This is a genomic window from Vibrio algarum, assembly GCF_028204155.1.
Classification (GTDB): Bacteria; Pseudomonadota; Gammaproteobacteria; order Enterobacterales; family Vibrionaceae; genus Vibrio; species Vibrio algarum.
This window is the reverse complement of sequence record NZ_JAQLOI010000003.1, coordinates 927,125-944,522: the sequence shown is the minus strand read 5'-3', so window position 1 is coordinate 944,522 and position 17,398 is coordinate 927,125. Positions and strand designations below refer to the sequence as shown.

Sequence of the window (17,398 nt, the reverse complement as noted above, 5' to 3'; positions counted from 1 at the left end):
TAACTTATATTATGAAAATAATATAAGTTTGCTACACACTATAGAGTTAACATTCTAAATACAAGTCATTAACATCAGTCTGTGAACATTGGCAAATTAGAAACACTAATCGTGTTCTTACCTTGGTGCTTAGAGGAATAGAGAGCTTGATCTGCATAGGATAACAATTGTTTCGAGAGATCTTGAATCATCACGTGTTCTGGCCCTGCACTTACAATACCAAAAGAACATGAAGCACTGAATTTATCAGGACCGATACCAAATCGCGTTTCAAGAATATTATTTCGGATACGGTCAACAATGGTAAATGCTTGATTATCTTCCTCTAAACCAGTAAGAAGAAGAACAAATTCATCACCACCTAAACGAGCAAAACAGTCACTGGGGCGAATCGCTTCTTTTGTAATTCTAGCAATTCCCTTCAACAATTCGTCTCCATTTATATGGCCATGATGATCATTAACCGTTTTAAAATCATCTAGGTCAAATATACACACGTATAAACGGATGGAATCACTTCGTGACAGTGTTTTAAGTTCTTCAGAAAAACGAATCTCAAAGTAACTTCGTGAGAAAGCCTGTGTCAGATGATCATACATAAGACGGTTGCTCATTTGACGCCGATCTTCATAAAGATCATCTATATGAAGAACCAAAATCCAGGCAATACAGCAAGTAACTAAAAAAGAACCCACCCAGGTTAAAGGCGGTAGATCTACGACCTGTATTCCGGTTAGCGTATCGCAAACACCCGCTATCATCCAAATCGTACTAGCAGCCAAAAGCAGTTGCACCGTACCCATAGATTGATTCTTTTCACTTCTAGATTTACGTAAATAAACCCGAACAAGAATAGTGATGCAGTACGCTGCCAATATTAATACCCAAACTCCCCAAAGTTGGAACAGCGGGCCATATACCAACCCAGTATAATATTCTGATGTTGAAAGGAACTCCTTGGCTAGAAAGTATGGATTAGGAACCAAAGATAACAGTGAGAAAATCGTAGATATGGCATAGCACCATTTAAGGAAAACCGGGGCTTTATAGTCAAAGAATGACACATAGAAATGCAAGCCCAAAACAATGGTAAACATAGAGGTAATGATAGCTAACCGATTGGATATATTAAGATAATCTAGATTATCACCTGAGTTTATGAGTACAGCAAAAGCCCCTAAAAAAATACCACTAACCAGAGCCGATAACGAGAATACAAAGTAATATTGCACCGATTCATCATAGCGAGACCTAAGGCGATAAAATAAAAGCATGAAGAATAACCCTAGTATCAAACTGATACTAGAAGTGACAATCAAAGGTAAAGATAATACCTGTACCATACCGCTTCCTTATAGCCGATAAGTGGAATCTAATTCACTTATCCCTAAACCACTCTTTTTACTTACCTTAAGTTGCACAGGAATACGTTCTTTCATCGCCTCAACGTGACTTATTACGCCAATCATTTTACCTGATGCATTCAAGCTATCTAACGCGTCTAAAGCTAAATCTAACGTTTCAGCGTCTAATGTGCCAAAGCCTTCATCAAGAAACAAAGAATCTATACTAGTTTTGTGACTAACGAGATCAGATAATCCAAGCGCTAATGCTAGGCTCACTAGAAAGCTTTCACCCCCTGACAACGTCTTTGTATCGCGCACTACATCACCCTGCCACGTGTCTACAACCGAAAGCTCCAACCCTTCACCTTTGCTGCGTTGTAATTGGTAACGACCATGCAAACGAGATAATTGACGATTGGCTAGATATACCAAGTTATCTAAAGTGAGTCCTTGGGCAAATTTTCGGAATTTGTCACCGCTGCTAGACCCTATAAGAGAGTGTAAATATTGGATATCCTCATAAGAAGCGGTCTGTTTCTCTATCTCATCAAAAAGAGCCTGTTGCTCTTGACGGCGACGTTGGTCTGACTGAAGCTCGTTTGCTAATTCACCCTCTCTTTTAGTCACTTGCCTAATTAACTCTTTTAGTTCCACTAAACGTTGTTCAACTTCCGTTTTATCGGCCTTTTGGTATTCTTGTCCCTGCTTGTCGCTTAAAAGAATTTCGCACTGCTTATTTGTTGAATCCAAAATGGCCTGTGCTCTTTCCAAAGCCATAGCCAAAGTCTGTTTCATCTCGGTTAAACGGGTTCGTTCTTCATGGTCAAGTAACGCAAGCTCAAATGCTTGCGTAGAGCTAAACTGACTCTGCTCTAGCAATGCGTTCCATTGTTCCTGCTGTTTTTCAGCTTGTTCTTTTGCTGCCTGTAGATTCGCGTTAATAATTTTCAGTTCACCTTCAATTGCCTTTTGTTCTTGCTGCACTTGCTGAAAGTTCTTTTGAGCATTAGCCAGCTCTTGTTCTGATTGAGCGAGTGCATGCAAACTACGTTGTCTTTCCTGTTCCACCACTCTTTCGCCAAAGATCTCCTGACGCTTATCGACTAGATCGTTAAGTTTTCGTTCCTGAACACTCAACTGCTTATTTTCAACAGCGAGGATTTGCTCAATATCTGACAGTCTATTCTGGTGAACCGCTAGGTTAGATTGCAGTGCCGCAAGCTCTTTTTGACTCTCATTAAATCGCAACTCATTCGTTTGCCATTTCGTAAAATCCTCTTGCTTGAATTCAATCCAAGAGAACAAGTCTGTCTGTGGTTCGATAACATAACCACAATCAGAAATATGGCTTATTAATGAACGTCGCTGCTGCTCAGTTTCAGAGTCTATCTTCTCAAGCTGCCGTTGTGCTTCATCTCGAGTTTTTTGTTCATGCTCCACTTGCTGCTGGTGCAATTTAACCAATGAATCGAGTTGATGATGCGCCTGCTCTGATTGAGACACACTCTCTCTTGCCTTAAATAGTTGGTCTTCTACGTGACGAAATTGCACGGTAAAGTCCGACAATTTGTTGCGTTTAGTTTCAAATTCCAATGCATAGGTGTTTAACGCTTGATTATTTGCAATTGGATCTGAGTAGCTTATCGTTATTGCCGTTTTCTGCCATAGCTGAGATAGCGTTGTCTGTTCATTTTCAAGCCAAATAACCCGCTTATCGGTATCGTCTATGTGACGAGTTAGAGAGTCAATTTCACCTTTTAGATTTACGCCATTTGATTGCGTAATATTGAGTTCAGCGACAACCCTATCCAATTCGATCTGCTTGGCGGACACGTCATATTGCTTACTGTGGTCAGCAAATGGATGCTCTATTGAACCGCAGAGCGGGCAAGGGAATTCACCTCAAGTTGACTGCGATAGATAGCAAGGACCTGCTCTTGTTCTAGTAAGGCTTTTTCTTGCTTAACCTGCTCTTCTAAGGATTTTTTTAAACTATCTTGTAAGCGATACTGTTCTCTAAGATGAGTGCGTTGGATCTCTTTTTCTTTTATCTGAGCATCTAAATCAATTTTAGACCGCAGTTTCTCTCGTTTTTCCGTCTCGTACCCTATCCATTGGGTCTGGTAACCATGTAACGTCTGGGCGATAGAAATATGTTGATTGAGTGTACTCAGTTGCATCTCTACTTGAGCAAGTGTGTCGGTAATATTCGAAGACGATAGTAAAGCTTGTTTATCTAATTGGATTTGAGCAACTAATTGCTTCTTTTGTTCAAGTTCCGCTGCACTTTCTGATAGGCTTTTCTCTTTTGATTTTCCTTGATCACTCAATGTCTTTATTTGCTGGTCTAACTGCGAAATATGTTTTTTCTGGTGCTGTAGATTCACTGAATGACGTTCTATCTGACCTAACTGCTCATTCCATTTGGCCATATATTGATTAAGCAATGCGTCGGCTTTGTGGTCGTTTTGATATTGAGATAGTACCGCTATCGTCTTCTCTACTTCTTTCTGATCCGTAAGCGCTCTTTGTTGAATATTTTGAAAACCAACAAACTGCTCATTTTGTTCAGCAACCCGCTTCTTTATTCCTTCAAGGTTACTATTTTCTAGTTTTATCTGACTATCTAAAGGAATGATCTGGTGATTTATTAAGCCTTCTAACTGGGTGTTTTCTTGCTTTGCTAACGTTTGCTTTTCATTTGCCTTAACGTTAATCCGTTCAAGTTCCGTGACGCGACTAACGATTGTTTGATTCGTATATTGCTTATCTGTGAGACGTTCATTAATAAGTTGTAAGTGAGCACTCGCTTCTTTCAGAGCTCCATAATAAGGACGCATTTTTTCTGCTGGCTCACTGCTAGAAAGCTTATCTAAATCAGGTTTAGCTTGCTCTAATTTGCGTTTTACACCATCTAGTTTCTCCTGCGCTTCCATTTTCTCGATGGTGCATTTTTCAAGATTTACATACCAGTTAAAATTCGCTTCTAGTTTTTCAAGGCGGTTTTTCTGTTGTGATTGTTTTTCACTTAAAGCGTCATATTCCGTAATGAGGTCTTTTTTCTGTTCTTCACTAAGCAGTTGCACCCCTTTCGCCTGCGCTTCGAGTTCTGCCAAGTCTTGTTTAGCCTGGCTATAGTGCTCATGTACCTTTTGGGAAATCTGACTGTAGATCTCCGTTCCGGTTAACTCTTCGAGTAACTCGGCTCGCTCTGACTCTTTTGCATTGAGAAACGCAGCAAATTGTCCTTGTGACAGCAACATGGATTTTGTAAATCGACCAAAATCTAGGCCAGTGATAGACTCAACAAGCTCTCCTTTTTTTCAGTTGGTTGGCAAGTACTTTACCCGATTCAACTTCAGCTAGTTCAACGCTTGCTGGTTGCAGTTTCCCATCTATTTTCCCTCTAGCCCGCTTCATTCCCCAAAAGGCACGATAAGCTTTGCCTTTCACTTCAAACTCCACTTCGGATAGACATTCAGCCGTACCACGAGTCATCAATTCATTGTTTGCAGGGGTGATCGGCCCCAAACGTGATGTTTCTTGATACAACCCAACGCAAATTGCATCCAATATTGTCGTTTTACCTGCGCCAGTTGGGCCAGTAATAGCAAATAAACCATATTCAGAAAAAGGTGGTTGAGTGAAGTCAATTTTCCACTCACCTTTTAAGGAGTTCAAATTTTGAAAACGTAAGCTTAAAATCTTCATTCGCTCTGTTCTCCGTTTTCAACTTCTTCGACTATTTGATTGAAATGCGTCCTTAATCTTGTAGACCTTTCCGAACTGCCGTCGCTATCTAAAACCTCGCCTTCCAGCCTTTTTTCAAACACATCGAAGGGAGTAAGTTCCGCAAGGGTTTCTAACTGCTCTTGCTTTAAGCTAGGGTTCTGCTGGCCTCTTGCTCGGCGTAATTGCAACACTTCAACATTAAGATTTTCTGTCAATACCTGTACCTTTTGCTGTAAATCAGAAAGAAAGTCTTGTACCTCTACTTCAATAGCAAGCCATACCGATTCATCATCTACAACATCACGATAGGCTTGGAGCTGCTTTTCTATCTCTGCCAAGTCCCCTTTTATCGCTTCCATTCGCTGAAAAGTGGGGACTTCTTCAATTTTTATCCCGACTCGTTTCTCTTTTTCAAACTCTACAATCACTACCTGTTTGTTGGATTTGAGTTCATCAAAACTTAAAGGAATAGGTGAGCCGCTATAACGAATATGTTCAGATTTCGCCACAATTTGTGGACGATGAATGTGGCCAAGCGCAATATAATCAGCAGGAGGAAAACCGTCTGCTGCAAAGGCATCGAGTGTACCGATATAAATGTCTCGTTCTGAATCGGTTTTCGTCACTCCTATTGCCGTTAAGTGCCCAGTAGTAATAATGGGTACTTGCAGATTTCTCTCTTGTTTAATCTGCTCTGCTTTTTGGTAAAGGGCGTAATAGTGCGCCTTAATCGCGTCACCCAACTGCTTCTGTTTGTCATTGCCAGAAGACCCCGAAACACTTTGCATTACGTCTCTCGCCCTTACAAATGGAACCGCACACAGTAAGGCACCTGTCTCGCCAGAAGCCTTTAGTTCTATAATCTGACTATCTAAATCGTCAGAGGTATTTGCGACCACATGCGTATTCAAACATTCAACAAGAGGCTTAGATTCATTGAGCATTGAAACGGAATCATGGTTTCCACCTAAGACCACCAAGGTACAATCCAACGCGTTAAGTTGTACGACAAATCGGTTATACAACTCTCGGGCGTAACTCGGAGGTGTCCCTGAATCAAATACATCCCCTGCAATAATCAAAGCATTGATCTGCTGCTCTTTAACCATGTCAAGTAACCAAATAATGAACGCTTGATGCTCATTTTTTCGGCTTTTAGTAAAGAAGGACTGTCCTAAGTGCCAGTCGGAGGTATGGAGAATTCGCATAGAAAGTTCTTATTATTTAAAGGCTATAAGCTCTTGATTGTTCAATTGTGCCAACTATGTGGCCTTCATACAACGAATAGCCCTTTTAAGTGGCTGATTTTTGTTTGATACTTAACGCGCAATCAAAAATAATAAGGAAATGAGAATGGCCGAACAGCAAAGGGATATTACACTCCGATTTTTAGCAGAACCGGGAGATGTCAATTTCGGCGGAAAAGTGCACGGTGGTGCAGTCATGAAGTGGGTCGATTTAGCGGCATATGCATGCTCGGCAGGTTGGAGTGGAAAATACTGTATTACCGCTTATGCTGGTGGTATTCGCTTCGTCGCACCTATCCACGTAGGCAACTTGGTAGAAGTCAGTGCTAAGGTTATTTATACCGGTACAAGCTCTATGCATATTGCATTAGACGTTCAGGCCAGTGACCCAAAAGAGCTAAATAAGACGCTGACAACACACTGTATCGTCATAATGGTTGCAGTAGATGCGAACGGTAAACCCACCAAAATACCTGAGTGGATTCCGGAAACAGAAGAAGATATCAAACTTCGTGATTCTGCTATTAAGCTGATGAATATGCGCAAAGAGATTGGCGAAGAGATGGAGATGCATGTAAAGATGCTTAGATAACCATTCGAGCAATAGTGCATCGCCTTAAAAAGTCGCTTACTTCTAAACAGAGGTTAGCGACTTTTTCTTTTTTCACTGTCATTTTTCTTTAACGCTTTTCTGCTTTAATTCTCAAACCATTAAAAATATATCGATAACGTTTCCTTTAGAAAACGCTCCAAAATAATAGCAGGGTTTCAATTGATAGATGACCGCTCTCTTATCACATTAAGCGATGACACCATTGGTAATCCAAGTGCCGTTGAGTATCAGTGGGTACGTACTATGTACGTAGAAGGTTATCAAAGCGACGATATCAACCACTATATACAGACTTGCTTCGGTGGTGATGGTATTTTTGCTGACCTTTTCAGAAAAGTGGCTCTACACGAAGAGAGTATCTATGTATTGATGCAGTACGTTGGGTGCGCGCCTTCAAGTAGAGAGCTATAGAGCGAAACGAAGTAAGTTTGTGAACAATATAAAAGTAAAAGAACGACTTTACCGTCGCTCTTTTACTTCTTAAGTACTATCCCTTAACACCACCAGCGGTTAAACCACCGACCAGCCAACGCTGTGCTAATAAGAATACCACTGTAATAGGGACTGCAGACAAGACGGCTGCCGCTGCAAAATCACCCCATAGGTAGTTTTGTGGATAGAGGTACTGCTGCATGCCCACTGCAAGTGTGTAATTATCTACGTCAGACAACAATAGCGATGCAACCGGCACTTCACCAACAACACCAATAAACGACAAAATAAACACAACCGCTAGAATTGGCACTGATAGAGGAAGCAGAACCAATCGGAATGCTTGCCATGGCGTCGCTCCATCAAGTGCAGCCGCTTCTTCTAAGGAATTATCAATAGTCTCGAAATAGCCTTTGATAGTCCATACGTGCAATGCAATCCCACCTAAGTAAGAGAAAATCAGGCCACCATGCGTATTCAACCCAAGGAAAGGTATGTACTGGCCTAACTTATCGAACAAAGCATACATAGCTACCAATGCCAATACGGCAGGGAACATCTGAAATATCATCATCGCTTTCAAGATAGTGTTCTTACCACCAAACTTCATTCTCGCAAATGCGTATGCGGATGTCGTTGATAACGCAACGATGAAGATAGACGAAATAGCCGCCACTTTTACCGAATTCCACAACCATAATAGGACAGGGAATGGGGGTGGTGTCACTGAACCATCTGCGTTAGTCACCGAGAACCCTAGCGCAAGTTTCCAGTGCTCTAAAGATGGATTTTCAGGAATCAAGCTACCCGTTGCGAAGTTACCTTCACGAAATGAGATAGCAATAACCATCAACAGTGGGAAAATAATCATTGATAGGAATACCCATAGAGCAATATGGGTTGCCCATACACGATATTTCAAGTTTTTACCTTGTACAATTGCCATGATATTGCTCCTTAATCCTGTGATAGTTTAGTGAATCGTAGGTTAAATAGTGCTAGACCACCAACCAATAGGAAGATAAGCGTTGCAATTGCACTAGCTAGACCAAAGTCTTGACCACCACTACCTTCAAACGCAATACGATAGGTATAACTTACCAGTAAATCCGTGTAGCCAGCAGGTTCAGAAGTACCAATCATGTTTGGACCACCACCGGTTAACAGGTAGATCATTACAAAGTTATTGAAGTTAAACGCGAAGCTAGCAATAAGTAGCGGAGTCAGCGGTTTAAGCATCAAAGGAAGCGTTATCTTAGTGAAGTTCTTCAACGGCCCTGCCCCATCTATTGCCGATGCTTCATAAAGATCATCTGGAATCGCCTTAAGCAGACCCATACAAAGAATCATCATGTAAGGGAAGCCTAACCAAGTATTCACTACAACAACCATAACCCTAGCGAGAACAGGGTCTGAGAACCAATTTGGACTCAATCCAAATATGGTCTCTAACACCATGTTTATTTCACCAAAGCTTTGGTTAAATAAACCTTTAAAGATCAAAATAGAAATAAACGCAGGGACAGCATATGGCAAGATAAGCAGCACTCGGTACACTGCGCGACCTTTCAACGCTTCCCATTGGACGATACTTGCTAAAACAAGACCAATGACCAGTGTTAACCCAACACTTAGCGCTGAGAAGGCAACTGTCCAAATGAAGATACTAATAAATGGTTCTTTGATTCCGTCGTCTTTCCAAACGCGTTCGAAATTTGCCGTATTAATATTAACGATAAACCCAGGAGAGACCGTTGAACCAATAAACGCCCCATTTTCATCAATAGCTTGATAGAAACCAACATCCATATTTGGTTTTAATGTCTCGCCTGTCTTGTTATTGATCATGGATTCACCATCATCTTGCAACGTATACAGCGAAACAACCGAGGCAAACTTACGCAGGCCACTCATGCGGACATCCGCACCATCAGGCATGTTCAGATCAACATTACCTAAAGAAGATTTATTTTGAATTATGGTTTTTATCTTCTCTTTCTCACCCTGAACGTCTGACACAGGAGTAAGGTCAAGCTCACTGGCTGAAAAGCTTTCTAATATAAATTCATCGGTTGCTAACAGCTGGTCGCCTTTTGTAATAACTATTCTGTGGCCATTATCTGTTTTGTAAAGATTGAAAGGATAACTATCACCGCTTTGATACGTTCTATCCAGTAATACAGTTTGTGCTCGCTCTAACGACAATTGGTTCTTAGCGCTGTAGTTTGTGAACGCTAGACCGACAGTGTAAGCAAGAGGGAAGAGAATGAAGAGAATCATTCCTGCTACACCCGGATAAATATAGCGGTGTGCGTAAGTCTTTTTACTACCAAAAATATAAAGGGCCAGAGCGGTTAATACCACAGTAAGCAGCGCAAATGCGAGCTCACCGCGAGAATACATAAGAATTGTGGCATAGCCATTCACAATACCTACCGATGCCAATAATGCCCATTTGATAAACACTTTTTGACTTGAAGGTAATGCGGCAGATGACATTGCATCTGTACCTTGAACTGACTGCATAAGAAAACCTGCTAGCGATAAAAAAATAAAAAAACTAAGGAGAGGTTACCCTCTCCTAAAAAAGGTTAGAACCTTCAGTTGTATAGCGATATAAACTATAGGTCCTATTTATTAACTTGTTACTTAGTCATTTGCTTGTCTGCATCAGAAAGTGCAGCATCAACCGTTTGACGGCCATCTACGATATTGATAATGGCATTTTTTGCACTACCCCAGAACGCACCCATTTGAGGGATATTAGGCATAATTTCGCCATTCATTGCGTTGTCCATTGTTGCCGCGATACGTTGATCACTGTCTAATTCTTTCTGGAAAGAGTTAAGAGCAACCGCACCTAGAGGCTTGTCATTATTCACCATACGCAGACCATCGTTAGTTAACAGGTAGTTTTCAATAAACTCTACCGCAAGATCTTGGTTAGGTGACGCTGTGCTAATACCAGCCGTTAGTACACCAACGAATGGCTTAGAAGATTGACCGTTGAATTTAGGAAGCGTTGTAACGCCGTAGTTGATACCTGATTTCTCAATGTTGCCCCACGCCCAAGGACCATTAATAGTCATTGCTGTGTTGCCCTTATTGAACTCGGCTTCAGATACTGAGTAATCCATATCAGCAGAAATAACGCCTTTATCTACTAAACCCTTAACAAAACTCATAGAAGCTTTAACGCCATCTGTAGCAATACCGGCATCTTTTACATCGTAACCAGATGACGTGTATTTAAATGCGTAACCACCATCTGCAGCCATTAATGGCCAAGTGAAATACGGTTCTTTTAGGTTCCACATGATCGCCGTTTTGCCATCTTTTTGAAGTTTCGCGTTTAACGCTTCAACTTCTTCCCAAGTTTTAGGTGGCGTAGGGACTAGATCTTTATTATAGATAAGAGATAGAGATTCTACTGCTACTGGGTAACCGATCAGCTTTCCATCATACTTAACTGCATCCCACGCAAAGTCTACGATACCATCTTGGATTTCTGTAGATGGTTTAACTTCCGCTAATAAACCCGCTTCTGCGTAACCACCAAAACGGTCATGAGCCCAGAATACGATATCTGGACCATCGCCAGTCGCCGCAGTTTGTGGGAACTTGTCCTGAAGCGCATCAGGGTGAGCAACCGTCACTTTAATACCCGTATCAGCTTCGAACTTCTTACCAACTTCTGCTAGACCATTGTAGCCTTTGTCACCATTGATCCAGATTGTTAGTTGACCTTCTTCAATGGCTGCATTTGCACTTAGTGAACCAAGGGCGGCTAATGTACACACAGCAACAGTGCTAAGGGCTTTTTTCATGTTTATATCCTTTTTATGTGAGATGTAGGGCTCTTTCAGATGTTAAGCCATATTTCGAGGTATATAATGTAAAAATACTAACGACTAATCATCATCCTATTTTCTACGCCCCAGATAGTATGGGATATTTTCGTGATCGTCATCAGCTTCGACACGAGAAGCAGCTCACAAAATCGTAACAAAATGAGATAACCAGCACATTTTGCATCTGTTTTTATTTGAAGTAGATCTTGTTTTGTATTTCTATGCCCCCTACGCCTCATCCCCCTCTACTCCCCCTGAAAATTATTTATAATGGAGGATGTAAAAGTAGTGTTTTTGAAAGAAACTGAGCATATCCAAGAGTAATGACTAACTATCAAGTGAAGAGAACTTATTATAAGTGGCGATAAAAAGCCGTCTCACAATAAGATTAAAGTAAGTTGAAAGTTAGTTGTGGTGGATGTATTGAGTAGAGGTAAGTGTATTTTCCAGTAGTCCGACTAAGACGAACACTGGCTTACGTTGCCGGATAAATAAGTAATCACGTCCAAAAATAGAAGTTTACGGGGGATATTTTTGGAATTATGTGGGGGTATCCTTACTTATTTATTTTTGGCACTAATGGGTGATGATTGACTTATGCAGAATCAATATCGCCCATTTTTTCTTACCAAAATCGATGCTACTAAAACCTTATTTTTTAAGTAAATTACTCAAAATTGTTTCCTACTTTTTATTGTCTAGCATACTATTTAATTAGTAAAAGACGATGAAACAAAAAATTAATCGAGGACAAGCTACATGGCGAGCGTCACGTTAAAGAATGTATGTAAAGCTTATGGCGACGTACTGATCTCCAAAAATGTTGATCTAGAAATCAAAGAAGGCGAATTTGTTGTTTTCGTTGGTCCATCGGGTTGTGGTAAATCTACTTTGCTTCGCTGTATTGCAGGTTTAGAAGATATCACATCAGGTGACTTGTATATTGGCGAAGAACGCATGAATGACGTGGAGCCTTCTAAACGTGGCGTTGGCATGGTATTCCAATCTTATGCCCTATACCCTCATTTAAACCTCTATGACAACATGTCATTTGGTCTCAAACTAGCAAAAGCAGACAAGACTGAAATAGACAAACGCGTTTCCCATGCCGCTGAAATATTACAACTTGCTCACCTATTAGAAAGACAACCTAAAGCGCTTTCAGGTGGTCAACGTCAACGTGTTGCCATCGGTCGAACACTTGTCTCTCAGCCTAATGTGTTCTTACTTGATGAACCACTGTCGAACCTTGACGCTGCTTTACGAGTTAATATGCGTAGCGAAATCACCAAGCTACAACGTCAACTCGGCTGCACTATGATCTACGTTACGCACGATCAGGTAGAAGCAATGACAATGGCCGATAAAATCGTGGTGTTGGATGATGGATTTGTATCTCAAGTTGGCAAGCCTCTTGAGTTATACCATTACCCTGAAAACCGTTTCGTTGCTGGATTTATCGGTTCTCCTAAGATGAATTTTATGAGCGTTCACATTGAAGATGTTGAAGCAGAGCGTGTGTTAGTTCAACTTTCAAATGGGAATACTCTCTGGATTCCAGTTGACGGTACTACCGTAAACAAAGGTGATCGCATGTCACTGGGCATCCGCCCGGAACACTTGCTTAATGCCGAACAAGCCGATGCGGCAATTGAAGGTGATATACAAATCGTCGAGAAGCTCGGAAATGAAACACAAATCTACCTTCACTTAGACAGTGCTGACGCCGACGTAATTTATCGTGCACCGGATACGCTACCAGTAGAGGTAGGCGATAAGTTTTCTATTGGTTTATCCGCTCATCGTTGCCACTTGTTCCACAGTGATGGCAGAGCATGCCGAAGATTACACAAAGAAAACGGTGTTGATTTTGATTAAACTTTTGAGTTCGATTAAATCATAGTTAAGACGCTCTACCGACTTTAAAAACCTTACATGTAATGTAAGGTTTTTTGTTTTTTAGCCCACCGTCAAATCGATTCTCAATTTGAGAATTCTTTTTTTATTTATTTTTTCTTTTTAAGAATCTCATTTTTATTCCATACTTTTCATGACGTTATAATGTGGCACGGTACATGCGTTAACCTCTGTACATCCACAATGCATAGAGAGTCACGGTCATGGAACTTAGAAAAATAGACGCTAATAATACCCTTCTTACTTTGCAACTTTCGGGAGACCTTGATGCAAATGGAAGCAAAGAAGCGCTTCCCCACATCGATCAAGTACTTACCGAAGATAATCACCCAGAAATAGAAATCGACCTCAAACATGTTTCATTTTTAGATTCTTCCGGAGTGGGTGCCATCGTTTATATGTACAAACGCTTAATAGAAAGAGAAAGAAAGATGTGCATCGAGAATGTGCATGGACAACCACTTGAAATTATTACCTTGCTACGAATCAATCAAGCCATTTCTGTGAACAAGAAAAGAGAAGCTGCTTAAAGGTGTACCGCATTTAGACATAAGGGAGAAACCAGCATGAAAAATAATTTCTATCAACACTTACTCATTCTTTGCAGCATTAGTTTTCTTGCTGCCTGTAGCAGTAGCTATCCAGAAAAAGGAAGTGGTGGGTTGGCGGAAAATGACTTTTCTGCTGGCTTCTCTCCGGTACTACCCGATGAACCATTAGGGCCAGAGCATGGGCTACGATTCGACTGGCAAATTAACAAGCTTCATCTTGATATGTTAGTACAAGAAGGGGCCAAATGGTGTTTTCCTGCTGCTGTGGTACAAAATCAAGAACGACAAAATAGAATCGCTCGAGAACTAGAAGGAAACTTGCTGCTTGATGCAGCTAATGACCTCATCATCCAAAGAAAAAGCCTCAATAAGCTAGAACAGCAACTAACCTATGTCACCAGTCAGGCAGACTGTACACCACCGAATAACCAAGAAAATCAACAACAAGAATTGACCACTATTAATACGCTCTTCACTTTATTAAACGTAGATAATCAGTTCGCTCACAACTCAAGTGAAATCAATCCAAAATATATGGGGAATCTCGCTCAAGCCGCCAATATATTAGATGAGAACAACGAACTCACTCTCTCGATTACCGGTCATGCTGATGCGTCCGGTAGTGTCGACTATAACGAAAAGCTCGCCTTAGATAGAGCTAATCAGGTTAAACGTTATCTCTCGATATTCGGTTTGAATCCTAAGAGAATCAACGCAAGCTCCCTTGGATCTAGCGCTCCACTTTTTCAAGGCGATACAGCCGCGGTCCAATTGACCAACCGAAGAGTAAGCGTAGAAATACTGTCAAAGAGCAACACAAGCGCATCCACAAATCCAAGGGGCTTATTATGAAAACGATAAGTATATTTGTCTGTACGTTACTGAGTTTAACTCTGCTATTTTTTCTTCTCTATCTCGTGCAGATTCGAATGAGACAATAAGCATAGGTGACAGTATTCAGGTCAATCTACCAGGAGAAAAAACGCTCAATAAAGGCTTTCAAGTTGATCAAAAAGGGAATATCACACTACCAGAAATAGGGGCTGTGTTTGTTGCTGGGTACGATGATACTCAACTAAAAAAAGTCGTTTTAGAACGTCTCTCCGTTGCCTTTCGAGATCTACGTAATGCCGATGTTTATGTCTCTAAAAAACAGTTAATAGTAAAAGTACAAGGATATGTTAAAACTCCTGGTCAGTTCACCATTATGCACAATGCCGGTATTCAAGCAGCATTAACCGCTGCCGGAGGCCTTAGAACCGGGGCGCAACTTGATAAAATACAGCTAAAGCGGGCCACCGACACTATCGTCTTCAATTACAAAAATTTTCTCGATACCGGCAACAATAGCGTTTTACCTCAACTTCAATCTCTAGATACTATTTTTGTCCCTGCTTCACCGTTAGTTGGCAATATCGAACAAGATTTCAATCCATTGTCTCAAGCAAATTCAGGAGATAGTTCAGACCCGAAATCGGCAATTAAGGTTTTTGGCGAGGTCAATTCTCCGGGGTCTTTTTCATACACTGAAGAGGCAAGTTTAGTCGACATTCTGATGCGCTCAGGGGGCGTTACCCGCTATGCAAGTGTTGAGCAAATCCGAGTCATCACTAATAGCAATCCTATTCTATTTAACCTTAAAAGATATCTAGATTCTGGCGACAATGATCTGTTACCTGTTCTGCTGCCTGGCTCAACTATCTTTGTGCCAAAACAGGAAGAAGAGATAAAGTCGGGTGCTAATACCGTTTACATTATGGGAGAAGTTGCGGCTCCGGGCGCTTACGAAGGGAAACGAGGCGCTAGCTTTATGGATATTCTCGCCAATGCGGGTGGACCCACAAGATTTGCTGAATCAAGACAAATACGCGTCATTAAAAGCGGTGGTCAGGTAATTAAATTTGACCTGACGGCTTACACAGAAGGAATTGGCGCAAATCGTCCACCAGCGATTATGCCCGGCGACGCTATTTTTGTACCTGAAAAGACCGACATGAATGAGAAATCATGGTTAAAAGTATCCCCTAACCGTGCGGTCAACGTTATTGGTGAAGTAGTGAGACCCGGCAGAATTGAATGGTCTGACGAAATGGACTTTATGGATCTACTTGCTCATGTTGGAGGACCAACTTTAAGAGCAGATACCACAAAGATTGAGGTTGTTTCAACGAATATGGCAACAGGAACACGAGAATTACAGACCTTCAATCTGGATAAGTTTATCAAAGCAGGTGCCAAGCAGTCGGATCAACCGTCCATTTCAGCTGGCGCAATCATCCGTATTCATGACCTTCCACAGGACCCATCCGACAATAAGTCTCAATGGGTTCGACAAAGCTCGGACGCGTCTATCTATGTATTTGGCCAAATTAATGCACCGGGACGTTATCGTTTCACAGAAGAAATGCACTTTTTAGATATTCTATCCGCTGCAGATGGCCCAACCAAAGACGCAGACATTCACAATATTCGTGTCACGCACAGAGATAAAAGTTATTCAAAAGTAAGTAAATTAAACCTATCACTGTATTTTGAAACGGGTGACGAATCACTACTCCCTATAGTCACAACAGGCGATACAATCTACATCCCTGAAAAAAACCGAAATTGGCTAGAACGTTCAAAAGAAAGCACGGTAAGAGTGTTAGGAGCAGTCAATGATCCCGGCAGGTATGTTTTCAACGACTCGATGACGATTTTAGATATCTTGGCAGAAGCGGGCGGGCCAAGTGAAGATGCCTACTTAGAAAAAATCAGCGTCGTGAATATTTCTACAAGCCAAAGTCAAGCACGTACCTTTGACCTCATCGAATTTAGCAAGTCAGCCAGTTTTAGAAATCTGCCGGTGATCCGCGCAGGAGACACAATTTATATTCCTGATAGAAGAGAAAGCCTAGCGGAAAAAATTCGACTAGGGCTTAAAGATGTCCTTCAAGTCGCAACCACTATTGTATTGATAGGAGCAATCTAATGACGATTCCTGCTACGCACGCTGAAATAGAGCAGATATTCATACAGGCTGAATTGGCTCACTGCCAATCTTTATGTATCACGTCAACTCAATCTGGTGAGGGGGTCACTTCGCTAGCCATCGCTTTGACAGAGAGATACCTACTCGCGGGGTATCGCACGTTAATTGTTGATCTCAATGTGCACAAACCAAGTTTCAATATCTTAGATATCCCATCCCTAGAGAAAAATGAATTTTGGTTAGAACATGCAAATTCAACACAATGCTTTACCGGTGTGCCTTCTCCTATCAATTCACAAGAACAGCTAGATTATAAAAGACCGGGATATCTGAAAAGGAATATAGATGTTTGGCGCAAAGAGTTTGACCGCATCGTCATAGACACCTCACCTTTGCTTAACGTAAATAAGGGCAATATTCCGGCTCAGATTGTGGCAACAGCTTGCGACCACACCATATTAACTGTATTGGCAGGTGTAACGAACAAGCACGACATCGTTCAGGCGATAAAAATGCTTGGCTCGAACCAAATTCAATTACTAGGTACTGTCCTAAACACAAAAGAACAACCGAGTTTAATATTTGAACTTTGTCGTGAAGTAAGCAGACTGGTTTTACTGCCTGAAAAATGGCGAACCGTAATAAAAAACAAAATAAGAAATAACCACTTTCTTTCCATCTCAATATAGTAAAAGATGGATTATTACCTAAACTGATACTACAACCATTTGAAAAGAT

The 17,398-nt window shown here is 41.2% G+C and carries 12 protein-coding genes and 2 pseudogenes; 7 read left to right on the top strand and 7 right to left on the bottom strand.

Annotated features, from left to right (window positions below):
* Window positions 1-74: 74 nt before the first annotated feature.
* The 4 genes and pseudogenes from PGX00_RS19610 to sbcD all read right to left on the bottom strand — a co-directional run bounded on the left by PGX00_RS19610 (window position 75) and on the right by sbcD (window position 6,286).
* The gene (locus PGX00_RS19610; RefSeq protein ID WP_272139726.1) at window positions 75-1,343 is read right to left on the bottom strand and encodes a histidine kinase N-terminal 7TM domain-containing diguanylate cyclase; all 1,269 of its coding nucleotides are present in this window, start codon (window positions 1,341-1,343) and stop codon (window positions 75-77) included.
* A gap of 9 nt (window positions 1,344-1,352) precedes the next feature.
* A pseudogene (locus PGX00_RS23070) lies at window positions 1,353-1,976 on the bottom strand (SbcC/MukB-like Walker B domain-containing protein); the annotation flags it as partial.
* A gap of 2,434 nt (window positions 1,977-4,410) precedes the next feature.
* Window positions 4,411-5,057 (bottom strand): annotated as a pseudogene (locus PGX00_RS23065) (AAA family ATPase); the annotation flags it as partial.
* Window positions 5,054-6,286 carry an exonuclease subunit SbcD gene (gene sbcD, locus PGX00_RS19590; RefSeq protein ID WP_272139718.1) on the bottom strand — a complete coding sequence of 411 codons (1,233 nt, stop codon included), beginning with the start codon at window positions 6,284-6,286 and terminating at the stop codon, window positions 5,054-5,056. The gene sbcD and the pseudogene PGX00_RS23065, both read right to left, overlap by 4 nt.
* Window positions 6,287-6,431: 145 nt before the next feature.
* On the opposite strand from sbcD, the gene PGX00_RS19585 reads away from it, so the two are divergent.
* Together PGX00_RS19585 and PGX00_RS19580 are read left to right on the top strand one after the other, a co-directional pair.
* A complete protein-coding gene (locus tag PGX00_RS19585; protein WP_272139716.1) occupies window positions 6,432-6,917 on the top strand; it encodes an acyl-CoA thioesterase in 486 nt (161 codons plus the stop codon).
* A gap of 180 nt (window positions 6,918-7,097) precedes the next feature.
* A complete protein-coding gene (locus tag PGX00_RS19580) occupies window positions 7,098-7,349 on the top strand; it encodes a hypothetical protein (protein ID WP_272139714.1) in 252 nt (83 codons plus the stop codon).
* 76 nt (window positions 7,350-7,425) lie between these two features.
* Here PGX00_RS19580 and malG read toward each other — a convergent pair whose 3' ends face one another.
* The 3 genes from malG to malE all read right to left on the bottom strand — a co-directional run bounded on the left by malG (window position 7,426) and on the right by malE (window position 11,197).
* Window positions 7,426-8,316, bottom strand: coding sequence for a maltose ABC transporter permease MalG (gene malG / locus PGX00_RS19575; RefSeq protein WP_272139712.1), 891 nt, complete (start codon window positions 8,314-8,316; stop codon window positions 7,426-7,428).
* An 11-nt stretch (window positions 8,317-8,327) separates the two neighbouring features.
* Window positions 8,328-9,896 carry a maltose ABC transporter permease MalF gene (gene malF / locus PGX00_RS19570; RefSeq protein ID WP_272139710.1) on the bottom strand — a complete coding sequence of 523 codons (1,569 nt, stop codon included), beginning with the start codon at window positions 9,894-9,896 and terminating at the stop codon, window positions 8,328-8,330.
* A gap of 119 nt (window positions 9,897-10,015) precedes the next feature.
* Window positions 10,016-11,197 (bottom strand): maltose/maltodextrin ABC transporter substrate-binding protein MalE, encoded by a 1,182-nt coding sequence (gene malE, locus PGX00_RS19565; RefSeq protein WP_272139708.1) that lies wholly within the window; start codon window positions 11,195-11,197, stop codon window positions 10,016-10,018.
* 783 nt (window positions 11,198-11,980) lie between these two features.
* On the opposite strand from malE, the gene malK reads away from it, so the two are divergent.
* From malK to PGX00_RS19540, 5 genes are all read left to right on the top strand, one after another.
* Window positions 11,981-13,099 carry a maltose/maltodextrin ABC transporter ATP-binding protein MalK gene (malK, locus tag PGX00_RS19560; RefSeq protein WP_272139706.1) on the top strand — a complete coding sequence of 373 codons (1,119 nt, stop codon included), beginning with the start codon at window positions 11,981-11,983 and terminating at the stop codon, window positions 13,097-13,099.
* Between the two features lie 242 nt (window positions 13,100-13,341).
* Entirely contained in the window at window positions 13,342-13,668 is a 327-nt protein-coding gene (locus tag PGX00_RS19555; RefSeq protein WP_272139704.1) for an STAS domain-containing protein, read from the top strand.
* A 36-nt stretch (window positions 13,669-13,704) separates the two neighbouring features.
* A complete protein-coding gene (locus PGX00_RS19550; RefSeq protein WP_272139702.1) occupies window positions 13,705-14,541 on the top strand; it encodes an OmpA family protein in 837 nt (278 codons plus the stop codon).
* 46 nt (window positions 14,542-14,587) lie between these two features.
* A complete protein-coding gene (locus PGX00_RS19545) occupies window positions 14,588-16,660 on the top strand; it encodes an SLBB domain-containing protein (RefSeq protein WP_407702420.1) in 2,073 nt (690 codons plus the stop codon).
* The gene (locus PGX00_RS19540) at window positions 16,660-17,349 is read left to right on the top strand and encodes a P-loop NTPase family protein (RefSeq protein ID WP_272139700.1); all 690 of its coding nucleotides are present in this window, start codon (window positions 16,660-16,662) and stop codon (window positions 17,347-17,349) included. The genes PGX00_RS19545 and PGX00_RS19540 overlap by 1 nt, the downstream gene beginning before the upstream one ends.
* Window positions 17,350-17,398: the final 49 nt, after the last annotated feature.